Here is a 20,990-nt window from a genome sequence, read left to right as displayed (position 1 = left end):
TACCGTCAAGGTACCAGCAGTTACTCTGGTACTTGTTCTTCCCTAACAACAGAACTTTACGACCCGAAGGCCTTCATCGTTCACGCGGCGTTGCTCCGTCAGACTTTCGTCCATTGCGGAAGATTCCCTACTGCTGCCTCCCGTAGGAGTCTGGGCCGTGTCTCAGTCCCAGTGTGGCCGATCACCCTCTCAGGTCGGCTACGCATCGTTGCCTTGGTGAGCCGTTACCTCACCAACTAGCTAATGCGCCGCGGGTCCATCTGTAAGTGATAGCTAGACGCCATCTTTCAATTCTGAACCATGCGGTTCAAAATGTTATCCGGTATTAGCTCCGGTTTCCCGGAGTTATCCCAATCTTACAGGCAGGTTACCCACGTGTTACTCACCCGTCCGCCGCTAATCTCAGGGAGCAAGCTCCCATTGATTCGCTCGACTTGCATGTATTAGGCACGCCGCCAGCGTTCGTCCTGAGCCAGGATCAAACTCTCCAATAAAGTGTTTGATATAGCTCATAAATTTGTACTATATAGTACGTTTTTGTTAATTAGATTAACGTTGACGTTTCTGTTTTGTTTAGTTTTCAAAGAACTATTTGATGACAGGATAATAATATATCATTTTATCTATTAGCTGTCAACAACTTTTCTAAAATACTTTTATTTGAATTAGTAATGATGAATTACATTATCAAAAGTGTTCTACATATCCACCAGTGCGGGATTTAATCAATTCCCTCAGCGGAGAATTACTATATTACTATCCTTTATAAAAGAAGTCAATAACTATATGATAAATAATTTTAAGTACTATAATAGAAAAGAAGTTGAAACATCACATAATTCAGAAAGCATTTTACAAAACGTTCTGATTTTTCAAAAGTAAAAATAACATTCTACAAATCATCTGTGATTCAATCTAACTTAACAAGTTTTATTATTATAGTAAGAAACAGTTGAAACGATATCCAACCCAATGAGGGTGTTGCTTAAATTGAAGACTGTATAGATAGAGAAAAAGAAGACATCCACTCAAATAGTAGAATGGATGTTTCCTTACTATTAGATTAATTAGTTGATTTCTCCACTATTCTTACTTCATATTTATCTAGCGTTATCTCACCTGTTAAGTCTTCTCCAGTCACCATATCAGTTACTTTTGTTTCAAAACTAACTTGTTGTTTTTCTTCTGTAAAATTCATCACAAAAATATAGTCATGTTCAGGAGCTTGTCTAACTTGTACAGATACTCCTTTACCGTGTGTTACAGGGAAAACTGCTTCTAGAGATAAATCTTTGATCAATCCAGAATAGAAGTCTTGATGGAACTGATCATCCAAACGCGCTCCTATATAGTAGGACTTTCCACTTTCATACTGATGGCTAGTAATTGCCGGAGTATTAGCATAAAAATCATCTTGATAAACTCCTTCGATGTTTGCCGTATTTGACTCAATTACAGTTGCATAATCCTTCAACTCGTATGTTCCATTACGGAAAATGACAAAGTTTTTATCATTCGGGAATAAAGTATCTGTTTCAACAGGTTTCATACCAAAAATCTCTTGAAGATCCTTATGCCAGCCACCCATATAGGTTAAATCATGCTCATTCACGATACCGCTTATATAGGTCATAACCAATGTACCGCCGCTCGCGACAAATGCTTTTAACCGTGAAATCGTTTCTTCACTTACTAAATAAAGCATTGGAACGATCAATAATTTATACGCAGTAAAATCTTGTTCTTTCGTAATCACATCTACTGAAATATCTTGTTCCCAGAAGGTACGATAATGCTGTTGTAATGTTTGCGGGTAACGCTTCGTCTTCATTCCAAAGCCTTGTGCATCATTTATTGCCCAATTGTTCTCCCAATCGTACAAAATCGCAACATCTGACGTACGGTTCGTACCCACAACTTCAGATAGCTTTTCTAAAGTTTCACCAACTTTAGCAACCTCTTTGAAAACACGATTTTCCGAACTATTATCATGATCGACAACAGCACCATGGAATTTTTCCGAAGATCCACGGGATTTTCGCCATTGGAAATATAGGATACTATCAGATCCATGAGCAAGCATTTGCATCGATGAAAGCAAGTGCATACCTGGACGTTTTGTTTTATTCACATCATGCCAGTTAACTCCACTTGGCGTAGATTCCATTAATAAAAATGGTTGCTGTTTAAGACTTCGGTACAAGTCATTAATAAAGCCTACCTTCATCGCCAAATCAGCTGTACTTTCCCAATCATTGTGCCACGCAGGATACGCATCCCAACTTATAACATCAAGATGTTTGGCAAACTTGCTATAATCTAGTGCTTGAAATGGAATTAAATCAAATGTGTCAGCCATAAAGTTCGTTGTAATTGGAATATTAGGTGTCATTTCTTTTAATGGAACAATTTCATTTTCAAAGAATGAAATCGTCTGGTCAGTTACAAATCGACGCCAATCCAAGTTTAAGCCATGTACGGCATTTTCCCCGATTGGTGATGGGGATTCTACTTGCGACCAATCACTGTATGTGTGACTCCAAAAATTTGTCCACCATGCATCATTTAAAGCTTTAAGATCATGATCATATTTCTGCTTAAGCCAATCTCTAAAGGCATGTTGACATTGATCACAATGACATTCCCCACTATATTCATTTGAAATATGCCACATGATGAGACCTGGATGGTTACCATATCTTTCTGCTAACAACCGATTTATATTCTGTGTTTTTTCACGGTAAACTTCTGAAGTAAAACAATGATTATGTCTTCCACCATGCAATTGTTTCATTCTACTCGCATTCACACGCAAAACTTCAGGATATTTCTGTGACAACCATGCAGGACGCGCCCCACTTGGCGTGGCTAGAATAATACGTCCGTCATTCTTGTAGATATTTTCGAAAATCTCATCAAGCCATTCAAAGTTATATACCCCTTCTTCAGGCTCAAGCGCGCTCCAAGCAAAGATTCCAACAGAAAACGTATTTGTATGCGAGAGCTTCATCAATTTGATATCATCAGCTAAAATATCTGGTCGATCTAACCATTGATCAGGATTATAATCTCCGCCATGGAGCATAAAGTTTGCTTTTGTTGTATATGTTTTATCACCTTTTGTCATAACGATCTCCTTTTAAAACCATATTTCCATTAACCTTTCGTTCCACCTGCTGTTAAGCCTGATACAAAGTTCTTTTGTAAAAGAATAAAGATAATAGCAATTGGTATACTGATTAAAATTGCTCCCGCTGCGAAAGTTGTGTAGCTTGCACCCATTACATCATTTACAAGGTTATATAAACCAATTGGCAGTGTGTAAGCTTCAGGTGATCTCAGAATCGTCGAGGATAAAACAAAATCTCCAAGTGGACCTGTAAAGCCATTCATCGCAACGACTGCCACCATTGGTCTTGATAAAGGCATAATAATTTGTAAAAAGATTCTCGTATTGCTCGCCCCATCAATCTTGGCACTTTCGTCTAAATCAATTGGAATCGAATCCATATACCCTTTCATTAAATACGTATTCATTGGAATTTGCCCACCAATATAAAGAAGGATTAACAACCAATGACTATTCATCATTCCCAAGATCTGCGCTAAAACGAATAAAGCAATTAACGCTGAAAACTGAGGAATCATTTGTAACAAGAGAAATAACGTTAAGGCATTCTTTCTACCTTTAAAGCGAAAACGTGAGAATGCATAAGCAGTAAAGGAGACACTCACAATGGTACCTAACATCGTAAACAAACTAATTTTTAGTGAGTTTAAATACCAATGGCCATATTGTAAACTTTCCTTACCAGCGAACAATTCTCGATAATGATCCAATGTTGGATTTTTCGGAATGATTGACGTACTAATTAAGCTGTTACCAGGATTAAAGCTAGCACCAACCGTCCAAAGTAAAGGGTAAATAATGATAACCATCATAAAAGCTAATATTGTATAAGAAATAAAGAGACCAAAGGATTTTTTTGTCTTCATGTTTCTCATCACCTCTTAAGCCCCCTCTTTAAATGAATTTGTTCTTCTGAATTGCCATAAAGCAATCGCTATAACAAAGACAGATAACAAGATCGTTAATGCTGCTGCTAGAGAATATTGACTTGATTGCATCGTTAACTTGTAAATCCAGGAAACTAATATATCTGTCCCTCCAGCCGTTGATCCAGGAACTGCAGGACCACCGCCATTGAAAAGATAGATAATATTAAAGTTATTAAAGTTAAACGTATACTGGGTAATGATTATTGGCGCCATTGCAATTAAAATCATTGGCATTGTAATATTCTTAAACTTCGCAAACACTGATGCACCATCAATTGTTGCAGCTTCATAAAGATCTTCAGGAATTGATTGTAAAACACCAGTTGTCACTAAAAAGATATACGGGAATCCTAACCAACCTTGCATGAGAATTAAGGCTAATTTTGACCAATTCGCATCTGTCAGCCAAGGAATTGCATCAATTCCAAATGCGGCTAAAATATCGTTATTAACCGCTCCAAAGCTATCATTAAACAATCCAGCAAAAATTAAAATGGTAACAAACCCTGGAACCGCCCATGGTAACACTAGTACTGTACGGATAAACCTCTTAAATCGAATTTCCTTTTGATTCACTAATACAGCTAGGAAAATACCAATACTAACTTGAATAGTAGAAGCTACTAAAGTCCATATGACCGTCCAAGCTAACACATCAAAGAAGGTTGCCCGCCAAATATCAACCGTGAAAATTTCAGCGAAAGTTTGTAAGCCTACCCAATCAGCTAAATTAGCAGGTGGGGAATGATATAAGTCGTAGTTCGTAAATGCTAACGCAAAACTAAATAAGATTGGAAAAATGACAGCAAAGATTAAAATAAATAGTGATGGTCCACTTACCACATATGGATAGCCTTGTGAAATTAAATTCTGATACTGAGCTTTAAGAGAACTTAGCTCCTTTTCCTCATCACGTAATTTTCCATTTTTAAACGCATCACGTAAATTTAAGTAATAGATTGCTAGACCAAAACACGTAACGATTACCGCGATTATCCCTTCCGCTAAAAGGAAGACCGAGTTGTCACGCGGCACCTCTGTTCCAAGCGTAAAAAGACCCCAAAACCCCATGTTCAACAGGTCTGCAAATACTGCAAAAAACGATACACCAAGAACTAAGAACATAAAGCCTTTTATCCATTGTTTATTATAAAATTGACCAAGCCCAGGAATAATCGATAATAGTAAGGCAATTCTACGATGTTGCATTTTTTCACCTCTTTATATATAGGAGAAGATCAGATTAATTCATTGATTCCTCCTTATAATAAATGGCGCCAAACTTATATAGCGTTTGACACCACTATTTATGAACTAATTTTCCTATTCTTAACGAACAGGATGTCTACACTTTATTTACCACCGTGTTTTGCTTCAATTTGTCCTTTAATTGTTTCAACCGCTTGATCTAATGCTGCTTTCGGTTGCGCCTTACCCGTAGCGATTGTTTGTAATGCTGCATCTGCTGGTGTCCAAACTTCGTTCATCTCAGGAATATTAGGTGTTAATTCTGAGAACTGAGATTGTTCCGCAACAGCTTGTGCTGCCTCACTTTCTGCTACAACAGGATCATTTGCTAAAGCTTGTACCGCTGGAACTTCTTTTGTTACTTCAAAACGTTTTTTAGAGTTTTCTTCGTTCGCAAGGAATTCCACTAACTCTTCAGCAAGCTCAGCATTTTTTGAATAACTGCTGACATTGTAGCTTTTCACACCAACGAATGAGCTCATGTTTTCACCATTTGATAATGCTGGTAATTTAGCTACACCAAAATTAACTCCTGCCTTTGTAAAAGGATCAATATTCCAAGGTCCAGAGATAATAGCTGCAGCTTTTCCTTCTGTGAATAAAGATTCTAATACATTAATACCTTGTTCTCCGATAATTCCTGCTGGGAACAATCCTTCTTGATAAAACTTCTGAATGTACTGTGCACCTTCAACTGCACCTTCATTGTTTAAACCGATATCAGCTGCATCAAATGCACCGCTATCATCTTTACTAAAGATATATCCGCCATATCCACTCAAAACACTTTGCGCATAATAAATTTGATCAAATAATGCCAAGAATCCAAACTTTTCACCATCAGTTACTTCTTTAGAAAACTCATACCATTCATCTAAAGTTGCTGGTAGCTCTTCCTCAGAAACAAGATCTTTATTATAATAAAGCATTGTTGTTTCAACTGCTTTTGGTAATCCGTAAACTTTGTTATCTACTTTTTGTGACTGCATAGCAACTTCAGTATAAATAGATTGTATATCTTCACTAACATCCAATTCTTTAATTAATCCTTCTGTCACTGCCGTTCCAATTTGGTCACCAGGCATTGTCAATACATCTGGACCTGTACCAGCTGGACCATCTAAACGTAAATCTTCAATTTGCTGAGCATAAGCCTTTTCTACAACTTTTACGGTAACATCATGCTCTTCTTCAAATTTTGCAACGGCATCTTTAATACCTGATGATTTCTCTATATCTTCCCACACTAATAATTCCTGAGTTTTCGTTTCGTCCTTAACCTCTGAACCTTCTTCACTACTTTCCTGAGGTCCACAACCAACTAGCGCTAAACTTAAAGCAATACCACTCATCATTCCAAATAACTTTTTATAGCTCTTCATGGAGAATTCATCCCTTCAAAATAGATTCAAAACGATATCATTTAAGGTGAAAGCGTTTTACAAGAATAAATATATCACCTGTAAGAAAACTTGTAAACAACTTTTTTACTACTATAAGTAAAAAAGTTTACGAAAATAAAAAGTGGTTTACCTTTTGCAATGGAAGTCTATTAGGTGCGCAGCGCCGGTACCGGATAACAAAGCATTATCACAGCACAAATTAGTAGTTTCCTTCACAACAAAAAAAATAACTTAGTTTCCTAAGTTATTTTCAGCTTAACTGATTTAATTTGTACTCTTTCTAATTACTAATTCTGATCCAAGGTATAATGTTTTAACAATCTTCCGTTTTTTTATGACTCGTTCTAGCAGTAATTCGATTGCATTTATACAAATCTCCTGCAAGTCAATATGAAAAGTAGTTAAAGGTGGCGATACATACTTCGCAACACTAATATTATTAATGCTAATAATACTTACTCTATTAGGTATTGCAATCCCCTTTTCATTCAACGCTTGAAGACAACCAACTGCAATCGGATCCCCAGCTACGAAAAAGGCTGTTGGTAACTGATCTCCCAATTTTTCAATTGCATTCGTCATCAAATTATAGCCATTATCCACAGAAAATCCTCTATGACAAAAAATATAGTCATCCTTCAATAAACCTTTTTCCATCATATAGTTACGAAATGTTCGTTCACGTATATCCATTTCATCTTCATCCGTGTTGGGATTATGATATGTACCCCCAACTAAACCAATATCTTTATGTCCCTTTTCAATTAAAAAGTCAATTGTTGTTGTTGTCACTTGCGCTAAATCAGGTCTTACTGAATCATAATGATTTGGATCAGGTGTAGAATCAATAAACACTCCGTTTGGCGTTATCCCTCTTAAATATTCTAACTCTTTATCCGAGAAGGTACCTACTGCAATGAACCCTTCGATATTATCTGGGATTTTTGTGATTCCTTCAGTAATTTTATAGGTTGTTAACTCTACATTAAATTCTCCTGCAAGTTTCTCTATTTCTAACCTCATCGTTTTAAAATAGACATCTTCTAATTCTTCTTTATCTGTAAGCCAATATAAAAAAGCAATATTTTTCACGATTAACCTTAATGTTTTCTTACGATAATTTAATTTATCAGCAACCTCATAAATTTTGTCTCTCGTCTCATCTGGAACAGAAAGGCTAAGGTCATTATTTAAAACACGAGAAACTGTAGAAATAGAAAACCCTGCTTCTTCTGCAATATCTTTAATTGTCGCCATTCTTCCCACCTCCATTATTGATACCTTTCATTTTACACTCTAAAAATGGATAACTATTTCTATGTCTTATTATCCTAAGTAATAGTATATTTCACAAGTAAAATATTTTACTAATATTTTTACTCATTTACGTAAGAAAGTCAAGATGCTAATTCATAATACAAACTTTTTTCCTATTTTAGAAAAGCGGGAAGTAATATGTTATGTAATCAATGAATAACTCTTCCATTTTGGTTGCGCTATCATAAAAATGTATATAAAAATAGCAAAATTAATTTGGTTATTAATTTTGCCATTTTTACGCTTATTTCTTTATGGTTAATAAATTTTTAAAATCTCAATATTTTTAATGATTAATCCTATAGAAACTGGAAAAATTTGTACAGATTCCGGATTATATTAAACTACAATTATACCGCTTCAATTTCCCACTTCTTCTCATCAACAACAAAAAGAATCCCCAATTCATGATGCTCACCTTCATACAATGCACGCTGAACAAAGCGAATTTCACCATTAAAGCCGATGACTTCTAGTTTACAAAATGCACGATTTTTCTGTACAGATTGGTAAAACTCCTCGACTGTTTTCACAGCATGTCCATTCACCTTTGTCACCATTTCCCCAACCTGCAAATTCATTCTCTCAGCTGGTGATTGTGGAAGAATTCCTAAGACCATTAAGCCTTGATCTCTTTTTGAAAAATAAAATGCAGCAGATTTGTCGTTCACTCTTTGACGGATTGTAATAAATTCCCGACCAACTATTGCAATGATAATGGCGATAAAGGCAGCAACTGTAAACCAAATACTTACGACAGAAAGGAATAAAGTCAGTACACCTAGCCAAATAACGCGGTGTCCCGTAACCTTAATGCTTTCTTGTGGAAGTGACCCTTGAACACGTTGATGAAAGCCAATGAAGAATGGAATGAACATAAGTAAAAATGGCTCTCCATTAATCGTTAAAATTGGCCACCACGGGAGAGTTGAGGTTAGCGTGCCACCTGGTACAAGAAATAACAAGGGCAACATCCATGTACGGTTTGCTACATGAGTACCAATCGGTAAGCCCCTTGTACTCGTTTTCAAGAAAGGTGAAGTGTTTTGGTATGCAGTACGGTAAATCAATACACCTTCCGCGATAATCATTAAGCCTGCAACTATACTAAGTGACGAGTAGCTTGTTTCAGATAATCCTACAAAAAATTGTTCAAAGCCACCAGCATCTACATTTGTTATAATCGCAGTTGCAAAGAGCGTTATCCCAATTGAAAAAGCAGCTGAAAGCCAACGTAACTGAAATGTAAACCCTAATAAAGCTGTGACAGTCGTTAGTAACACACTTGTTCCAAATGGTAAGCTTAACCCAATTCCAAAGAGGACGAGCGATGCGATACAACCTATGAGTAATCCCTTTGTATAAGTAAATTTCATTTCGTTGTAAATGTCCTGGACACGTACATGGAAGGATTTCCTTTCGCGCTTTATGCGAAAGTAGCCGTATGCTAGTGTCAACAGAAGGAACAAATAAAAGAGTGGATGAATAAAGAAACGTCCAATTGCCAAAAGCAACTCAAGTAACCAATTTTCTATCAAAACAGAATCCCACCTTACTGTTTCTACCCGTACGAATCTAGTAGGTTATTCATATTTTACCATCTAAGGAGAGGATTGAGTATGCTTATTTTAAGTTATTCCACAGACTAGTATTAGACAGTGAAAAATCATTCAAAGAATTACCTACCTCAATATGTAAAATCTCCTCGATCATTTGCATTGACTTCTTTATATCTGTCAAACTAAGAGATAAACGCTTATGATTATCTAATAAATAAGTAAAATATTTCTGAACACTAGCTTTGTCCACCTGGTCAATCTCTTTAATCGTTGTATAATTTGCTAAATACATACAAAACAAACGAATCCATTTACTAGAACTAGCATATGAATGCGCTGCCGAATTCTTTTCACTTAACTCCGAAATTAAATGTTGATAAACCTGTTCCTTCAGGTAACTGGACTTTTTCATGTTGAACCCCCCTGGCCTTCTCTCTTATATTAAATACCTAAGATACCTAAGATCTCTTTATTTATACTATTTCGGATCGGATGGTAATTTTACGTCCTTATGTGATGAATTAAAATGGGGACAGTCCCTCACCGCTTTAAAGCGGCGGGGGACTGTCCCCAAACACTCAAACATTTATTCAAACAACGCCTTGATCCCTGTTTTTAACTGGAGGTCATTTTCTTCTTTCCCTTTTAATTCAACTATTTTTTGATTTAGTGTATCTGCCGTTTGGAGATCGATTTTTCCGTTTATTGGTAGTTCATTTGCTTCTTGAAAGGCTTTTACAGCTGTTTCTGTTTCCTTGCTATAGTAGCCATCTTCTCTTCCCGGTTTGAAGCCTAGCCCTTTTAAAATAAGTTGCGCTGTTTTTACCTGGTCATTATTCATATCAGGCTCTAAACTTTTTTCGAGCTGGATCGGGCTTAATTGGAATATTTCTGGCTGCTCTACCTTAATGGTTGGCTCAACACCTTTTTTGTGGATCCAGTTCCCTTCAGGTGTTAACCATTTATAGAGGGTTAGTTTGATGTTACTGCCATCTCCCATTGGTACTGCCTGTTGTACAGTTCCTTTACCAAAAGAGGTGACACCGACTATGTCATAGCCTGACGCTTCCTTTAAAGCCCCCGCAAGGATCTCAGAAGCTGAAGCACTCCCTTTATCGATTAACACGCTGACAGGGTATTCCTTTTTCTTAGTAAGTGATGAAAAGTAACGCTTTTTATCACCGTTTCGCTCTTCAATTTGGATATAAGGCTTTTCCTTTGTTACAAATTGTTTTAGAACTTCCTCCACACTTTGCAGGTAACCACCAGGATTTCCACGTACATCTAATACAAGCCCTTCAATATTATCTTTTTCTAGCTTTGTTAGCGTCTTTTGAAAGTCTTCCGCTGTATTTTCAGAAAAAGAGGTTATTTGGATGTACCCTACCTTTTTCCCTTTATACTCCTTTGTTGAACCAATGACAGTTTCAAGTGGAATTTCATCACGAACAACATCAAATGTAATCTTTTCCCTTGAATTTGGTCGTACAACCTCAATTGCTACCTTTGTTCCTTTTTCACCACGAATCTTTAACACTGTTTCATGAAGATCTAATCCTTCTACATCTTCACCATCTATGCTAACAATCTGGTCATTTGGTTGAAGTCCAGCCTTTTCGGCAGGAGATCCCTTGAAAGGAGCAACAATGGTTACTCTACCACTTTTCATGCCAACCTCTGCACCAATTCCTTCAAAGGAAGAATCAAGTGACTGCGAGAATTGCTTTGCCGTTTCCTTATCCATGTACACTGAGTACGGATCATCTAATGTGGAGAGCATGCCTTGGATCGCCCCTTCTAACAGCTCCTCCTCATCTACTTCCTCCACATAGCGAGTTGAAATTAACTCAAGTGCTTGTTTGAATTTATCAAACCCCTCAATTTCTGATGCCTGTTCTTCTGCATTAAAAACACTACCAAGTGTCGGGACTGCCTCAACTTCTTTTGGAGCTTCATGAGCAGATAACTCCATTCCAACATACATGCCACCTGCCCCTACTACTAATGCTAATGCGATCAACAATGCTGTTATTCTCTGATTCATCCTATACCTCCTATTTCCAATGTAGCCAGGTTTATGTAAAACAGCTGATATTTAGACTTTTTTTAGTATATGTCAAGCTTGTACAAATCATGTAAGGCAATCTAAGAAAAGCGGAAGCGCCTTGAACAGACTAAGGCAGGCATAAGACGCTCAGGAATAGAAGACGTTCTTTGTCTTCAATTCCTGAGTAGCTGTAGACCTAAGAGGGTCTACAGCTGGAGCTAGACACCAAACTGATTAAGAAAAGATATAAATTCTGGTGTAGAACAAAAGCACTCGTTTAGGGACGCATGAATAGAAGCACTCCGTATGAGATATAGGATTCGCTTTTTTATGCTAATTTAGCGATGAGGAATTTAATGCGTTAGACACAAAAAAACCTCTAAAACATGATGTTTTAGAGGTTTTTGAAAGGGTATGTTTATGGTAGATAGCTTCTAGGATTTACAGAACTTGATGATCCGTTCCATGGCCCTTTGTGAATTTCAAAATGTAAATGTGGGCCAGTTGACTGCCCAGTCGTACCCAAAGTACCTACTTGTTGACCTTTAGATACGGACTGACCTGCACTTACATAGCGAGCTTCCATATGGGCATATAAAGTTGTATAAACTTGTCCATTAATGTTGTGTGAAATGTAGACTACATTTCCATAGCTGCTAGAATAATGTGAACGGATAACAGTCCCACTAGCTGATGCAACAATTGGAGTACCTGTACTATTTGCAATATCTATACCTGAATGTAATTTTTGAGCTCCTGTAATCGGATGGATACGATATCCATATTCAGAAGAATGTCTTCCTGACGCTGGCCACATAAAGTTACCACTTGAAACAGCTGGTTTTTCTGTTGAAGCTGTTGAAGTAGTTGAGCCTGAAGACGAACTTGAGCTTGAACTTGAACTTGAACTCGAGCTTGAAGTAGCAGCTGCTTTCTTCTTAGCTTCTTCTGCCGCTGCACGAGCTGCTTCTTCTGCGGCTGCACGAGCTGCTTCTTCGGCTGCCTCTTTTTGTCTTTGTTGTTCTAGTTCAATTGCCTTTGCTTGTTCCGCCAAAAATTCTGCTTCATCTTCTAATTCATGAACTTCATGAACCGCTTCATCATGCTGCAGCTCTACTTTTTTCATAAGTTCTTGCTTTTGTTTGACTTGAGCACTTAATTGTTCCTTAAGACCTTCTAATTCAGTTAGTGATTGTTCTAACGATTGAAGCTGGCTATTTAGATCTGCCTCTGCTTGCTCTAAAAGTTGTTTATCCTCTTCATGTGCTTTAAGAATTTCACGGTCTGCTTCGACAATTGTTGTAACGGCACTAACACGTCCGACAAAGTCACCAAAGCTTTGAGCACCAAGTAGCACATCTAAATAGCTAACCATACCGCCACTCTCTTGAAGAGAACGTGCACGGTCTTCTAATAATTTATTACGCTCAGCGATTCTTGCCTTTACAACTTCAATTTCTGCTTTTAACTCTTCAATCTTTTTCTTTGTTTCCTCGATAGTAGCTTCTTTTTCTCTAATTTCACCGTTCGTCTCAGCAACTTGCATATCAATGTTTTTGATATCCGCGTTAAGCTGTTCTTTCTCTTGCTCTAGGTTTGTGATTTCACTTTCCTTTTCATCAATACTAGAAGATACGTCAGATTGCTTGCTTTGAATATCCTTCTTTTTCTCATCTAACGTTTCAGCGAAGGCAAGATTGTTATATGGCAGAAATAACCCGCTTGTCCCAATGATCGCAGCCAAGCTGAACGTTACTATTTTTCTTTTCATCATGTTTTTCTCTTTCCTCCCCTGCATTATGTATCAAAAGCGCAAGCGCCTTGGTCAGCGACGAGAAACAAGATCACTCCGTATGAGATAAAGGAAACACGAAGAGCGTAAGCGATTCGATGTTGACTTAGCGTATAAGGAGTGTGAAGTTCACTAGGCGCTAGGCGCTGGAGCTGGATGTCGAGCTCATATCCATAGTCCAAGCATTTTATAATTTCCTAATCTACAAAAACTAGTAAACTAGCAGTCAAAAAACTGCTAGTTTACACTTTTAAGAATTTACGTACTGACATTAAGCTTCCCCATACACCGATTAAAGCACCGATTAATAATAGGATGGCTGATACTTGGAATACGAATGGACTAAACGGCAAGAACTCAACAAACGAGCCTTGAAGCTTTGGTAAAGCCCATGTGTATAACGATTTGTATACTGCTATGATAAGCACGATCGGAACAACCGCACCGAGTACTCCTAAAAATAAACCCTCTAAGAAAAACGGCCAGCGTATAAATCCATTTGTGGCACCAACAAGTCTCATAATTTCGATTTCATGTCTACGAGCGAAAATCGTAATTTTAATTGTATTAGATATTAAGAACATCGCTGTAAAAATCAGACCTATAATAAGACCTAATCCAATATTTCGAGAAAGTGATATAACATCAAAAAGCTTTTCAACTTCATCTTGACCATATTTCACTTTTGATGCATTTTCAAATTTTGCAATTTTATCAGCAATTAGCTTTGTATCCTGTGGTTCCTTTGCTTTGACAACAAAAACATCGTTTAATGGATTATTTTGCTCGAAAAGCTCAAAGGATTCCCCTTCTTCACCTAAACTCTCAACTAAGTTATCTAACTCTTTTTCCTTCGGAGAGTAAACAATAGATTCTACCTCTTTAATCTTTTCAATCTCACTCTTAAGCTTTGCTTGTGCATCCTCTTTAGCGGTTACATCGATAAGAACACGAACTTCAACATCGTTTTCAAGATTATCTGCAACATTGTTTAGGTTCATCATAATGACTAAGAATGTACCAACTAAAATTAATGTCACAGTTACTGCACTGACTGATGCAAACGTCATCCATGCATTTCTTGCTAGACTCTTTAAACTTTCACGAAAATGACGACCAAGAGTATTAATCATATAAACCGTACTCCCCTCTTGCTTCATCACGCACAATCTTTCCATCTTCGACTGCGATGACACGCTTTTTCAACGTATTTACAATTTCCCTGTTATGTGTTGCCATAACAATCGTTGTACCACGATTATTGATTTCCTCAAATAGGTGCATGATTTCCCATGACGTATCAGGATCAAGGTTACCGGTTGGTTCATCCGCGATCATTACTGCAGGATTGTTAACGATTGAACGCGCAATAGAAACACGTTGCTGTTCCCCACCTGATAATTCATTAGGGAAGAATCGTGCCTTATGCTTAAGCTGAACTAAATCTAGTACGTCTAGTACTCTCTTTTTAATATTTTTTTGGTTTTCACCGATCACTTCTAATGCAAAAGCAACATTTTCAAAGACTGTTAGTTTTGGTAATAGTTTAAAATCCTGGAACACAACACCAATACTACGTCTTAACATCGGAACTTTATTTTCCTTAAGCTTTGATAAATCGACACCATTAATGATGATCTTCCCGCTTGAAGGTTTTTCCTCACGGTACATCATTTTAATAAATGTTGACTTCCCAGCTCCACTAGGTCCAACTACATAAACAAATTCACCTTGGTTAATCATTATATCAAGCCCATTAATGGCTAAAACACCATTGGGATATGTTTTATATACTTCTGACATTTCTATCATAGAAAAACCACCTAATAGTTGTTTTTATTTGGAAATATGTCGTTCATTGTCGTAAATTGTCGACTAAACAGACATAATAATTCCTTGTCTTCAAAACTACAAGATTTATTATACCATCAATTTTCGTCAAAAATAGACTAAATTTATATTACAATTTCATTTCAAGCATATTAAACCTTCAAAAACCTTGATATAATAAGTTTTTTTGAGGGTTGTATGGGATAATGTGACAAAAGGATTATGTATAAGTAAGCGTTTTACTATTAAAATTTTAGAACCTTCTGACTAATATTGCAAGAAAAAATAAAAAAAGGATGACCTTTGTCGGAGTCAACCTTTCATTTTATTACAATATATTTCATTTAGGGCGATTTATTTTTTCTCTGCCAACCATGTTGCGACAACTTCAGCGTCAGCATCCTGTAATACTCCTGGCATGCCTCCACGACCGTTGATTAAGATCTCTTTTATTTCTTCTTTTTCATATTTCGCTCCGACTTCACGTAAGTCTGGACCATTTTTACCTTCTAGATTTTCACCATGGCAGCCAATACAGCTTTGTTGAACGATCGTTTCTGCATCACCGCTAGCCTCGCCTTTTGCTTCTTCCTTAGGCTCTTCTCCACCACCACAAGCGCCAAGAATAACCGATGTTCCAAGTAATAATGTAAGTAGCTTGGTTTTCAACAGGATTTCCTCCTTCTTTATGTATATAATTTCTAGGTTATTATAACCTAACTAGGCACGTTTGAAACCTTCGCCAAGAACCTCTGAAGCATCTGTTACAGTAACAAATGCATATGGATCAATGCTTTTAACGAGTTGTTTCAATTTTGTGAATTCCGTTTGATCAACAACACACATTAAAACGGGTCGTTCATTGTTCGTAAACCCCCCGTGTGCTGCTAACCGGGTCACACCTCGATCAATTTCATGGAGGATCGCATCCTGAATCTCCTTTTGCTGATTAGTTATTATCATCGCCATTTTCGAACGCCCCCAGCCAATTTGAACGATATCAATCGTTTTACTCGTCACATATAAGCCGATTAACGCATAAAGCCCTCTTTCAATATCGAACACAAACGCCGCCGCTAGCACGATAAATCCATCTAGTAGTGCTACACAAGTACCAAGTGTAAGCCCTGTATACTTATGAATAATTTGTGCAGCAAGATCTGTCCCTCCAGTTGATGCCTTTCCTCTAAATACAATACCTAAACCAAGACCGATGGCAATTCCACCAAATAATGAACCGAGCAAAGGATCCATTGTGGCCGGCTCCCAGTTTCTCGTTAGATAGACAACTAGTGGTACAAAAATAGTTCCAACTAATGTTTTGATACCGAATTGTTTCCCTAATAAAATCACACCGGCGATAAATAGCGGAATATTAAAGGCCCACTGCACATACGCAGGCTCGAATCCAAATGTCGCATCAAGGATCGTACTAATACCACTTACACCACCCGATGCAACTCGATTTGGCAGTAAAAATAAATTAAAACCGATCGCAACGAATGATGAACCAATTAATATGTATATGTATTCAATCACTTTTTCTAGCCTAGGATTGTATGAATGATTTCTTTTGCGAATCAATTGGAAATGTACCTCCTTTTTAGCTTTTTTGTTATTCATGAGATGTCCTAAATGAGTATAGCACTCGTTATTTTGTCTGTGAATGACAGCTAAATAACGTGGTAACGAGGTAAAGAGAGGGTAATTTTGATTAGTGTTTGCTACTTTGGAGAAAAAATTACGAAGTGGGGTTTTATAGAGGAAAAAGTTCATAGAAATGTGAGGCACTATAGAAGGTTTAGAGGAGTTAAGTAGTGATTCTTGCAAGTTTGGATACTTATTTTGCAACTTATATTAAAAATTTTGCAAATGCGGATGATTTTTTTGCAACTTTTACTGATAATTTTGTATTTGACTAATTCAATGCCCTTAGCCCCAGCTATAAAAAAAGCAACCCGATTGCGTTCACAATACGAGTTGCTTCATTAATTTATGATAATTTCGAACGTAAGAACGCATCAATAAACGGATCTAATTCTCCATCCATGACCGCATGTACGTTTCCGATTTCTGTATTTGTACGGTGATCCTTTACCATTGAATATGGGTGGAATACATAAGAACGAATTTGGCTGCCCCAGCCGATGTCCTTTTGCTCACCACGGATTTCCGCAAGCTCAGCTTCTTGCTCTTCAATTCGTTTTTGGTATAGCTTAGCTTGAAGCATTTTCATTGCACGCTCACGGTTTTTAATTTGGGAACGCTCTGTTTGACATGTCACAACAATATTTGTTGGCAAATGTGTGATACGAACAGCAGAGTCAGTTGTATTAATATGCTGTCCACCAGCTCCACTCGCACGGTACGTATCAACTTTTAAATCTTCAGTCCGTATTTCGATATCGATTTCTTCATTAAATTCAGGCATAATCTCACAGGAAACGAATGAAGTATGACGACGGCCTGATGAATCGAAAGGTGAAATACGTACTAAGCGATGAACGCCTTTTTCTGCTTTTAAGTAGCCATATGCGTTATGTCCTTTGATCAGGAGGGTAACACTTTTTATTCCAGCCTCATCACCTGGTAAATAATCAAGCGTCTCAACCTTGAAGCCTTTTTTCTCAGCCCATCGTGTGTACATACGCAATAGCATTGAGCCCCAGTCTTGAGACTCCGTTCCACCAGCACCTGGGTGTAGCTCAAGAATCGCATTATTTTTGTCATGCTGCTCACTTAGTAACAGTTGAAGTTCAAAGTCATTCAACTTCCCTACTAAATCCTTGATTTCAGAAACAAGCTCTTCCTGTAAATCCGCATCTTCTTCTTCTTTCACGAGTTCATAAGTTAATTGAAGATTCTCATATGACTCATTTAACTCATGAAACTGGTCAACCATTTCTTTTAATGCGTTTGTTTCATTTATTACCGTTTGTGCAGCGTTTTGGTTATCCCAAAAATCAGGTGCAGTCATTTGCCCTTCTAGTTGCTGAATACGAGCTTCTTTTATATCGAGGTCAAAGAGACCCCCTAAAGTCCGCTAAACGTTTAGCTGTTTTTTCAAGCTCTTGTCGAATTTCTACTAATTCCATTACAGTCACCTCAGGTTTAATTTGTATGACAGGATAAATCCGCAAACAAGAGAGAGGTGTAATGTCACCTCTCTCAGTTTAAGTAATTTCTATATTATATACCTTTTTCTCTATTGAAAGCTATTTATTGGCCACAGCAGTTTTTGTACTTTTTACCACTACCACAAATACATGGCTCATTTCGACCAATTTCCACGACTTTACGAGACGGTTTTTTCTTTGGCGGTTCATCGCCTTCTTTTGGATGAACGGCTGTTTGGCCCTTCGCTACCTCTTGACGCTCAAGATTATTGCGAATTTGTGCTTTCATAATATATTTCGCAACATCCTCTTCAATGGAGGCAATCATGTTTTCAAACATCGCAAAGCCTTCCATTTGGTATTCACGCAACGGATCATTTTGACCGTATGCACGTAAATGAATACCTTGACGAAGCTGATCCATCGCATCGATGTGATCCATCCATTTTGAATCAACCGCACGAAGAAGAATAACTTTTTCAAACTCACGCATCTGCTCATCGCCGAAGTCTTCTTCCTTCAAGTTGTACAGTGCGATTGCTTTTTTGCTAATAAGCTCTGTCATTTCTTCTGGATCTTTTCCACGAAGATCAGATATTCCAAGTTCACCTTCTTGAAGAATGTTGGCATTCATATAATCGATAATACCTTCTAAGTTCCATTCTTCCTCAACCTCATCTTGTGGTGTATAAGTAGCTACAGTGCGCTCAATCGTTGACAGAAGCATTTTTTCAACAATCTCACGAAGGTTATCTGAATCAAGAACTTCAAAGCGTTGTTTATAAATAACTTCACGTTGCTGACGTAATACATCGTCGTATTGTAGAAGCTGTTTACGTGCATCAAAGTTATTACCTTCAACACGTTTTTGTGCAGATTCAACAGCACGAGAGACGATTTTACTTTGAATTGGTTGCGTATCGTCCATACCTAGACGATCCATCATATTCATCATATTTTCTGAGCCAAAGCGGCGCATTAACTCATCTTCCATAGAAAGATAGAATTGTGTTGCCCCTGGATCACCTTGACGTCCTGAACGTCCACGAAGCTGGTTATCAATACGGCGGGATTCATGACGCTCAGTCCCGATAACCGCTAAACCACCTATCTCACGAACTCCATCACCAAGCTTGATATCTGTACCACGACCAGCCATATTTGTTGCAATTGTAACAGCTCCACGCTGACCTGCATTTTCAATAATTTCTGCTTCCTTCTCATGGTTTTTTGCATTCAACACATGATGGGGAACTCCTTTTTTCTTAAGTAGCTGAGAAATTAATTCAGATGTTTCAACAGCAACCGTACCAACTAAAATTGGCTGACCTAGATCATGACGTTGTGATACATCCTCGACAACTGCACGGAATTTCCCTTCCATGGAACGGTAAACTAAATCAGCTTTATCATCACGAGCAATTGGCTTGTTTGTTGGAATTGCGACAACCTGCATGTTATAAATGTTGCGGAACTCTTCTTCCTCTGTTTTCGCTGTACCAGTCATACCAGAAAGCTTTTTATACATACGGAAGTAGTTTTGGAATGTGATTGTTGCAAGTGTCATGCTTTCATTTTGAATCTCTAGACCTTCTTTAGCTTCAATTGCCTGGTGAAGCCCATCACTATAGCGACGTCCCTTCATTAGACGACCAGTGAACGAGTCAACAATGACAACCTGTTCTTCTTCAACAACATAGTCAACATCGCGCTGCATCACAAATTGTGCTTTTAACGCTTGGTTGATGTGATGATTTAACGCAACATGGTTGATATCGAAAAGATTTTCAATTCCAAAGGCTTTTTCAGCTTTTGTCATACCGTCCTCTGTAAGCTGAACAGCCTTTGTTTTCACATCATATGTAAAATCTTCTTCCTGCTTTAATTGGCGAACAAAGCCATTCGCTTGGATATAAAGCTTTGTCGATTTCGCAGCTTGTCCTGAGATAATTAACGGTGTTCTCGCTTCATCGACTAAGATCGAGTCAACCTCATCGATTACGGCAAAATTAAGTGGACGCTGTACCATTTGCTCACGGTAAAGAACCATATTATCTCTCAAATAATCAAAGCCAAGCTCATTGTTTGTTGAATATGTAACGTCTGCAGCATATGCTTCACGTTTTTCATCTTTGTTAAGTGAGTTTAAGTTAAGACCAACTGTTAGGCCAAGGAATTCAAATAATTGTCCCATTTCATGTGCATCACGACTTGCTAAATATTCATTGACTGTGACAACATGTACACCTTCACCAGATAGCGCATTTAAATAAACAGGCATTGTTGAAGTTAAGGTTTTCCCTTCACCTGTTTTCATTTCTGAAATATTCCCTTCATGTAAGGAAATACCACCCATTAACTGTACCTTGTATGGATGTAAGCCTAACACACGCTTCGCTGCTTCACGAACAACAGCAAACGCCTCTATTAAAAGATCGTCGAGTGATTCACCTTTTGCAACGCGACCCTTAAATTCTTCTGTTTTTGCTTTAAGATCATCATCAGATAAACCGCTCATTTTACTGCTTAATGCATCAATCTGATCAGCCATCTTTTCATAACGATTTAACGCACGTTTGTTAAAATCAAACACCTTATTTAAAATTCCAAGCATCATAA

15 protein-coding genes and 1 rRNA gene (1 of these 16 running past the window's edge) are annotated in these 20,990 nt (G+C 37.6%); all 16 read right to left on the bottom strand.

The annotated features are described in order from the left end of the window. Positions 1-494 (bottom strand): 16S ribosomal RNA (locus WCV66_RS06180); it reaches 1,057 nt to the left of the window's first position. 569 nt (positions 495-1,063) lie between these two features. Further along, on the bottom strand, positions 1,064-3,127 hold the full coding sequence (locus WCV66_RS06175) for a beta-galactosidase (RefSeq protein WP_338788304.1): 2,064 nt from the start codon (positions 3,125-3,127) through the stop codon (positions 1,064-1,066). A gap of 29 nt (positions 3,128-3,156) precedes the next feature. Then, positions 3,157-4,005 (bottom strand): sugar ABC transporter permease, encoded by an 849-nt coding sequence (locus tag WCV66_RS06170; RefSeq protein ID WP_396652607.1) that lies wholly within the window; start codon positions 4,003-4,005, stop codon positions 3,157-3,159. Between the two features lie 6 nt (positions 4,006-4,011). Then, positions 4,012-5,268 carry a sugar ABC transporter permease gene (locus tag WCV66_RS06165; RefSeq protein WP_066333335.1) on the bottom strand — a complete coding sequence of 419 codons (1,257 nt, stop codon included), beginning with the start codon at positions 5,266-5,268 and terminating at the stop codon, positions 4,012-4,014. Between the two features lie 143 nt (positions 5,269-5,411). Beyond that, on the bottom strand, positions 5,412-6,689 hold the full coding sequence (locus WCV66_RS06160) for an extracellular solute-binding protein (RefSeq protein ID WP_338788303.1): 1,278 nt from the start codon (positions 6,687-6,689) through the stop codon (positions 5,412-5,414). A gap of 285 nt (positions 6,690-6,974) precedes the next feature. Continuing rightward, entirely contained in the window at positions 6,975-7,967 is a 993-nt protein-coding gene (locus WCV66_RS06155; RefSeq protein ID WP_185653787.1) for a LacI family DNA-binding transcriptional regulator, read from the bottom strand. Positions 7,968-8,377: 410 nt separating this feature from the next. Further along, positions 8,378-9,565 (bottom strand): PDZ domain-containing protein, encoded by a 1,188-nt coding sequence (locus WCV66_RS06150; protein WP_338788302.1) that lies wholly within the window; start codon positions 9,563-9,565, stop codon positions 8,378-8,380. Positions 9,566-9,650: 85 nt separating this feature from the next. Continuing rightward, positions 9,651-9,998: a swarming motility protein SwrAA gene (locus WCV66_RS06145; RefSeq protein ID WP_066333320.1), complete on the bottom strand. Its 348-nt coding sequence runs from the start codon at positions 9,996-9,998 to the stop codon at positions 9,651-9,653. Between the two features lie 174 nt (positions 9,999-10,172). Then, complete coding sequence (locus WCV66_RS06140; protein WP_066333317.1) at positions 10,173-11,630, bottom strand: S41 family peptidase; 1,458 nt, start codon at positions 11,628-11,630, stop codon at positions 10,173-10,175. A 421-nt stretch (positions 11,631-12,051) separates the two neighbouring features. Then, positions 12,052-13,407 (bottom strand): murein hydrolase activator EnvC family protein, encoded by a 1,356-nt coding sequence (locus WCV66_RS06135; RefSeq protein WP_338788301.1) that lies wholly within the window; start codon positions 13,405-13,407, stop codon positions 12,052-12,054. A 260-nt stretch (positions 13,408-13,667) separates the two neighbouring features. Then, positions 13,668-14,558, bottom strand: coding sequence for a permease-like cell division protein FtsX (ftsX, locus tag WCV66_RS06130; protein ID WP_338788300.1), 891 nt, complete (start codon positions 14,556-14,558; stop codon positions 13,668-13,670). Continuing rightward, entirely contained in the window at positions 14,551-15,237 is a 687-nt protein-coding gene (gene ftsE, locus WCV66_RS06125; protein WP_066333308.1) for a cell division ATP-binding protein FtsE, read from the bottom strand. Before ftsE ends, ftsX begins: the two co-directional genes overlap by 8 nt. A gap of 372 nt (positions 15,238-15,609) precedes the next feature. After that, positions 15,610-15,924 (bottom strand): cytochrome c551, encoded by a 315-nt coding sequence (gene cccB, locus WCV66_RS06120; RefSeq protein WP_066333304.1) that lies wholly within the window; start codon positions 15,922-15,924, stop codon positions 15,610-15,612. A gap of 51 nt (positions 15,925-15,975) precedes the next feature. Beyond that, positions 15,976-16,836, bottom strand: coding sequence for a YitT family protein (locus WCV66_RS06115; protein WP_066333372.1), 861 nt, complete (start codon positions 16,834-16,836; stop codon positions 15,976-15,978). A 412-nt stretch (positions 16,837-17,248) separates the two neighbouring features. After that, positions 17,249-18,350, bottom strand: a protein-coding gene (prfB, locus tag WCV66_RS06110; protein ID WP_207976999.1) for a peptide chain release factor 2 whose coding sequence is annotated in 2 segments (ribosomal slippage) — positions 17,249-18,277 and positions 18,279-18,350 — 1,101 coding nt in all. Because the reading frame shifts where the segments join, the coding sequence is not laid out codon by codon here. A 124-nt stretch (positions 18,351-18,474) separates the two neighbouring features. After that, the gene (secA, locus tag WCV66_RS06105; RefSeq protein WP_066333293.1) at positions 18,475-20,985 is read right to left on the bottom strand and encodes a preprotein translocase subunit SecA; all 2,511 of its coding nucleotides are present in this window, start codon (positions 20,983-20,985) and stop codon (positions 18,475-18,477) included. Positions 20,986-20,990: the final 5 nt, after the last annotated feature.

Source organism: Metabacillus rhizosphaerae (assembly GCF_037201795.1).
Taxonomy (GTDB): domain Bacteria; phylum Bacillota; class Bacilli; order Bacillales; family Bacillaceae; genus Metabacillus; species Metabacillus rhizosphaerae.
Note: the sequence above shows the minus strand (reverse complement) of the source record. Positions and strands in the feature narration are given on the sequence as shown.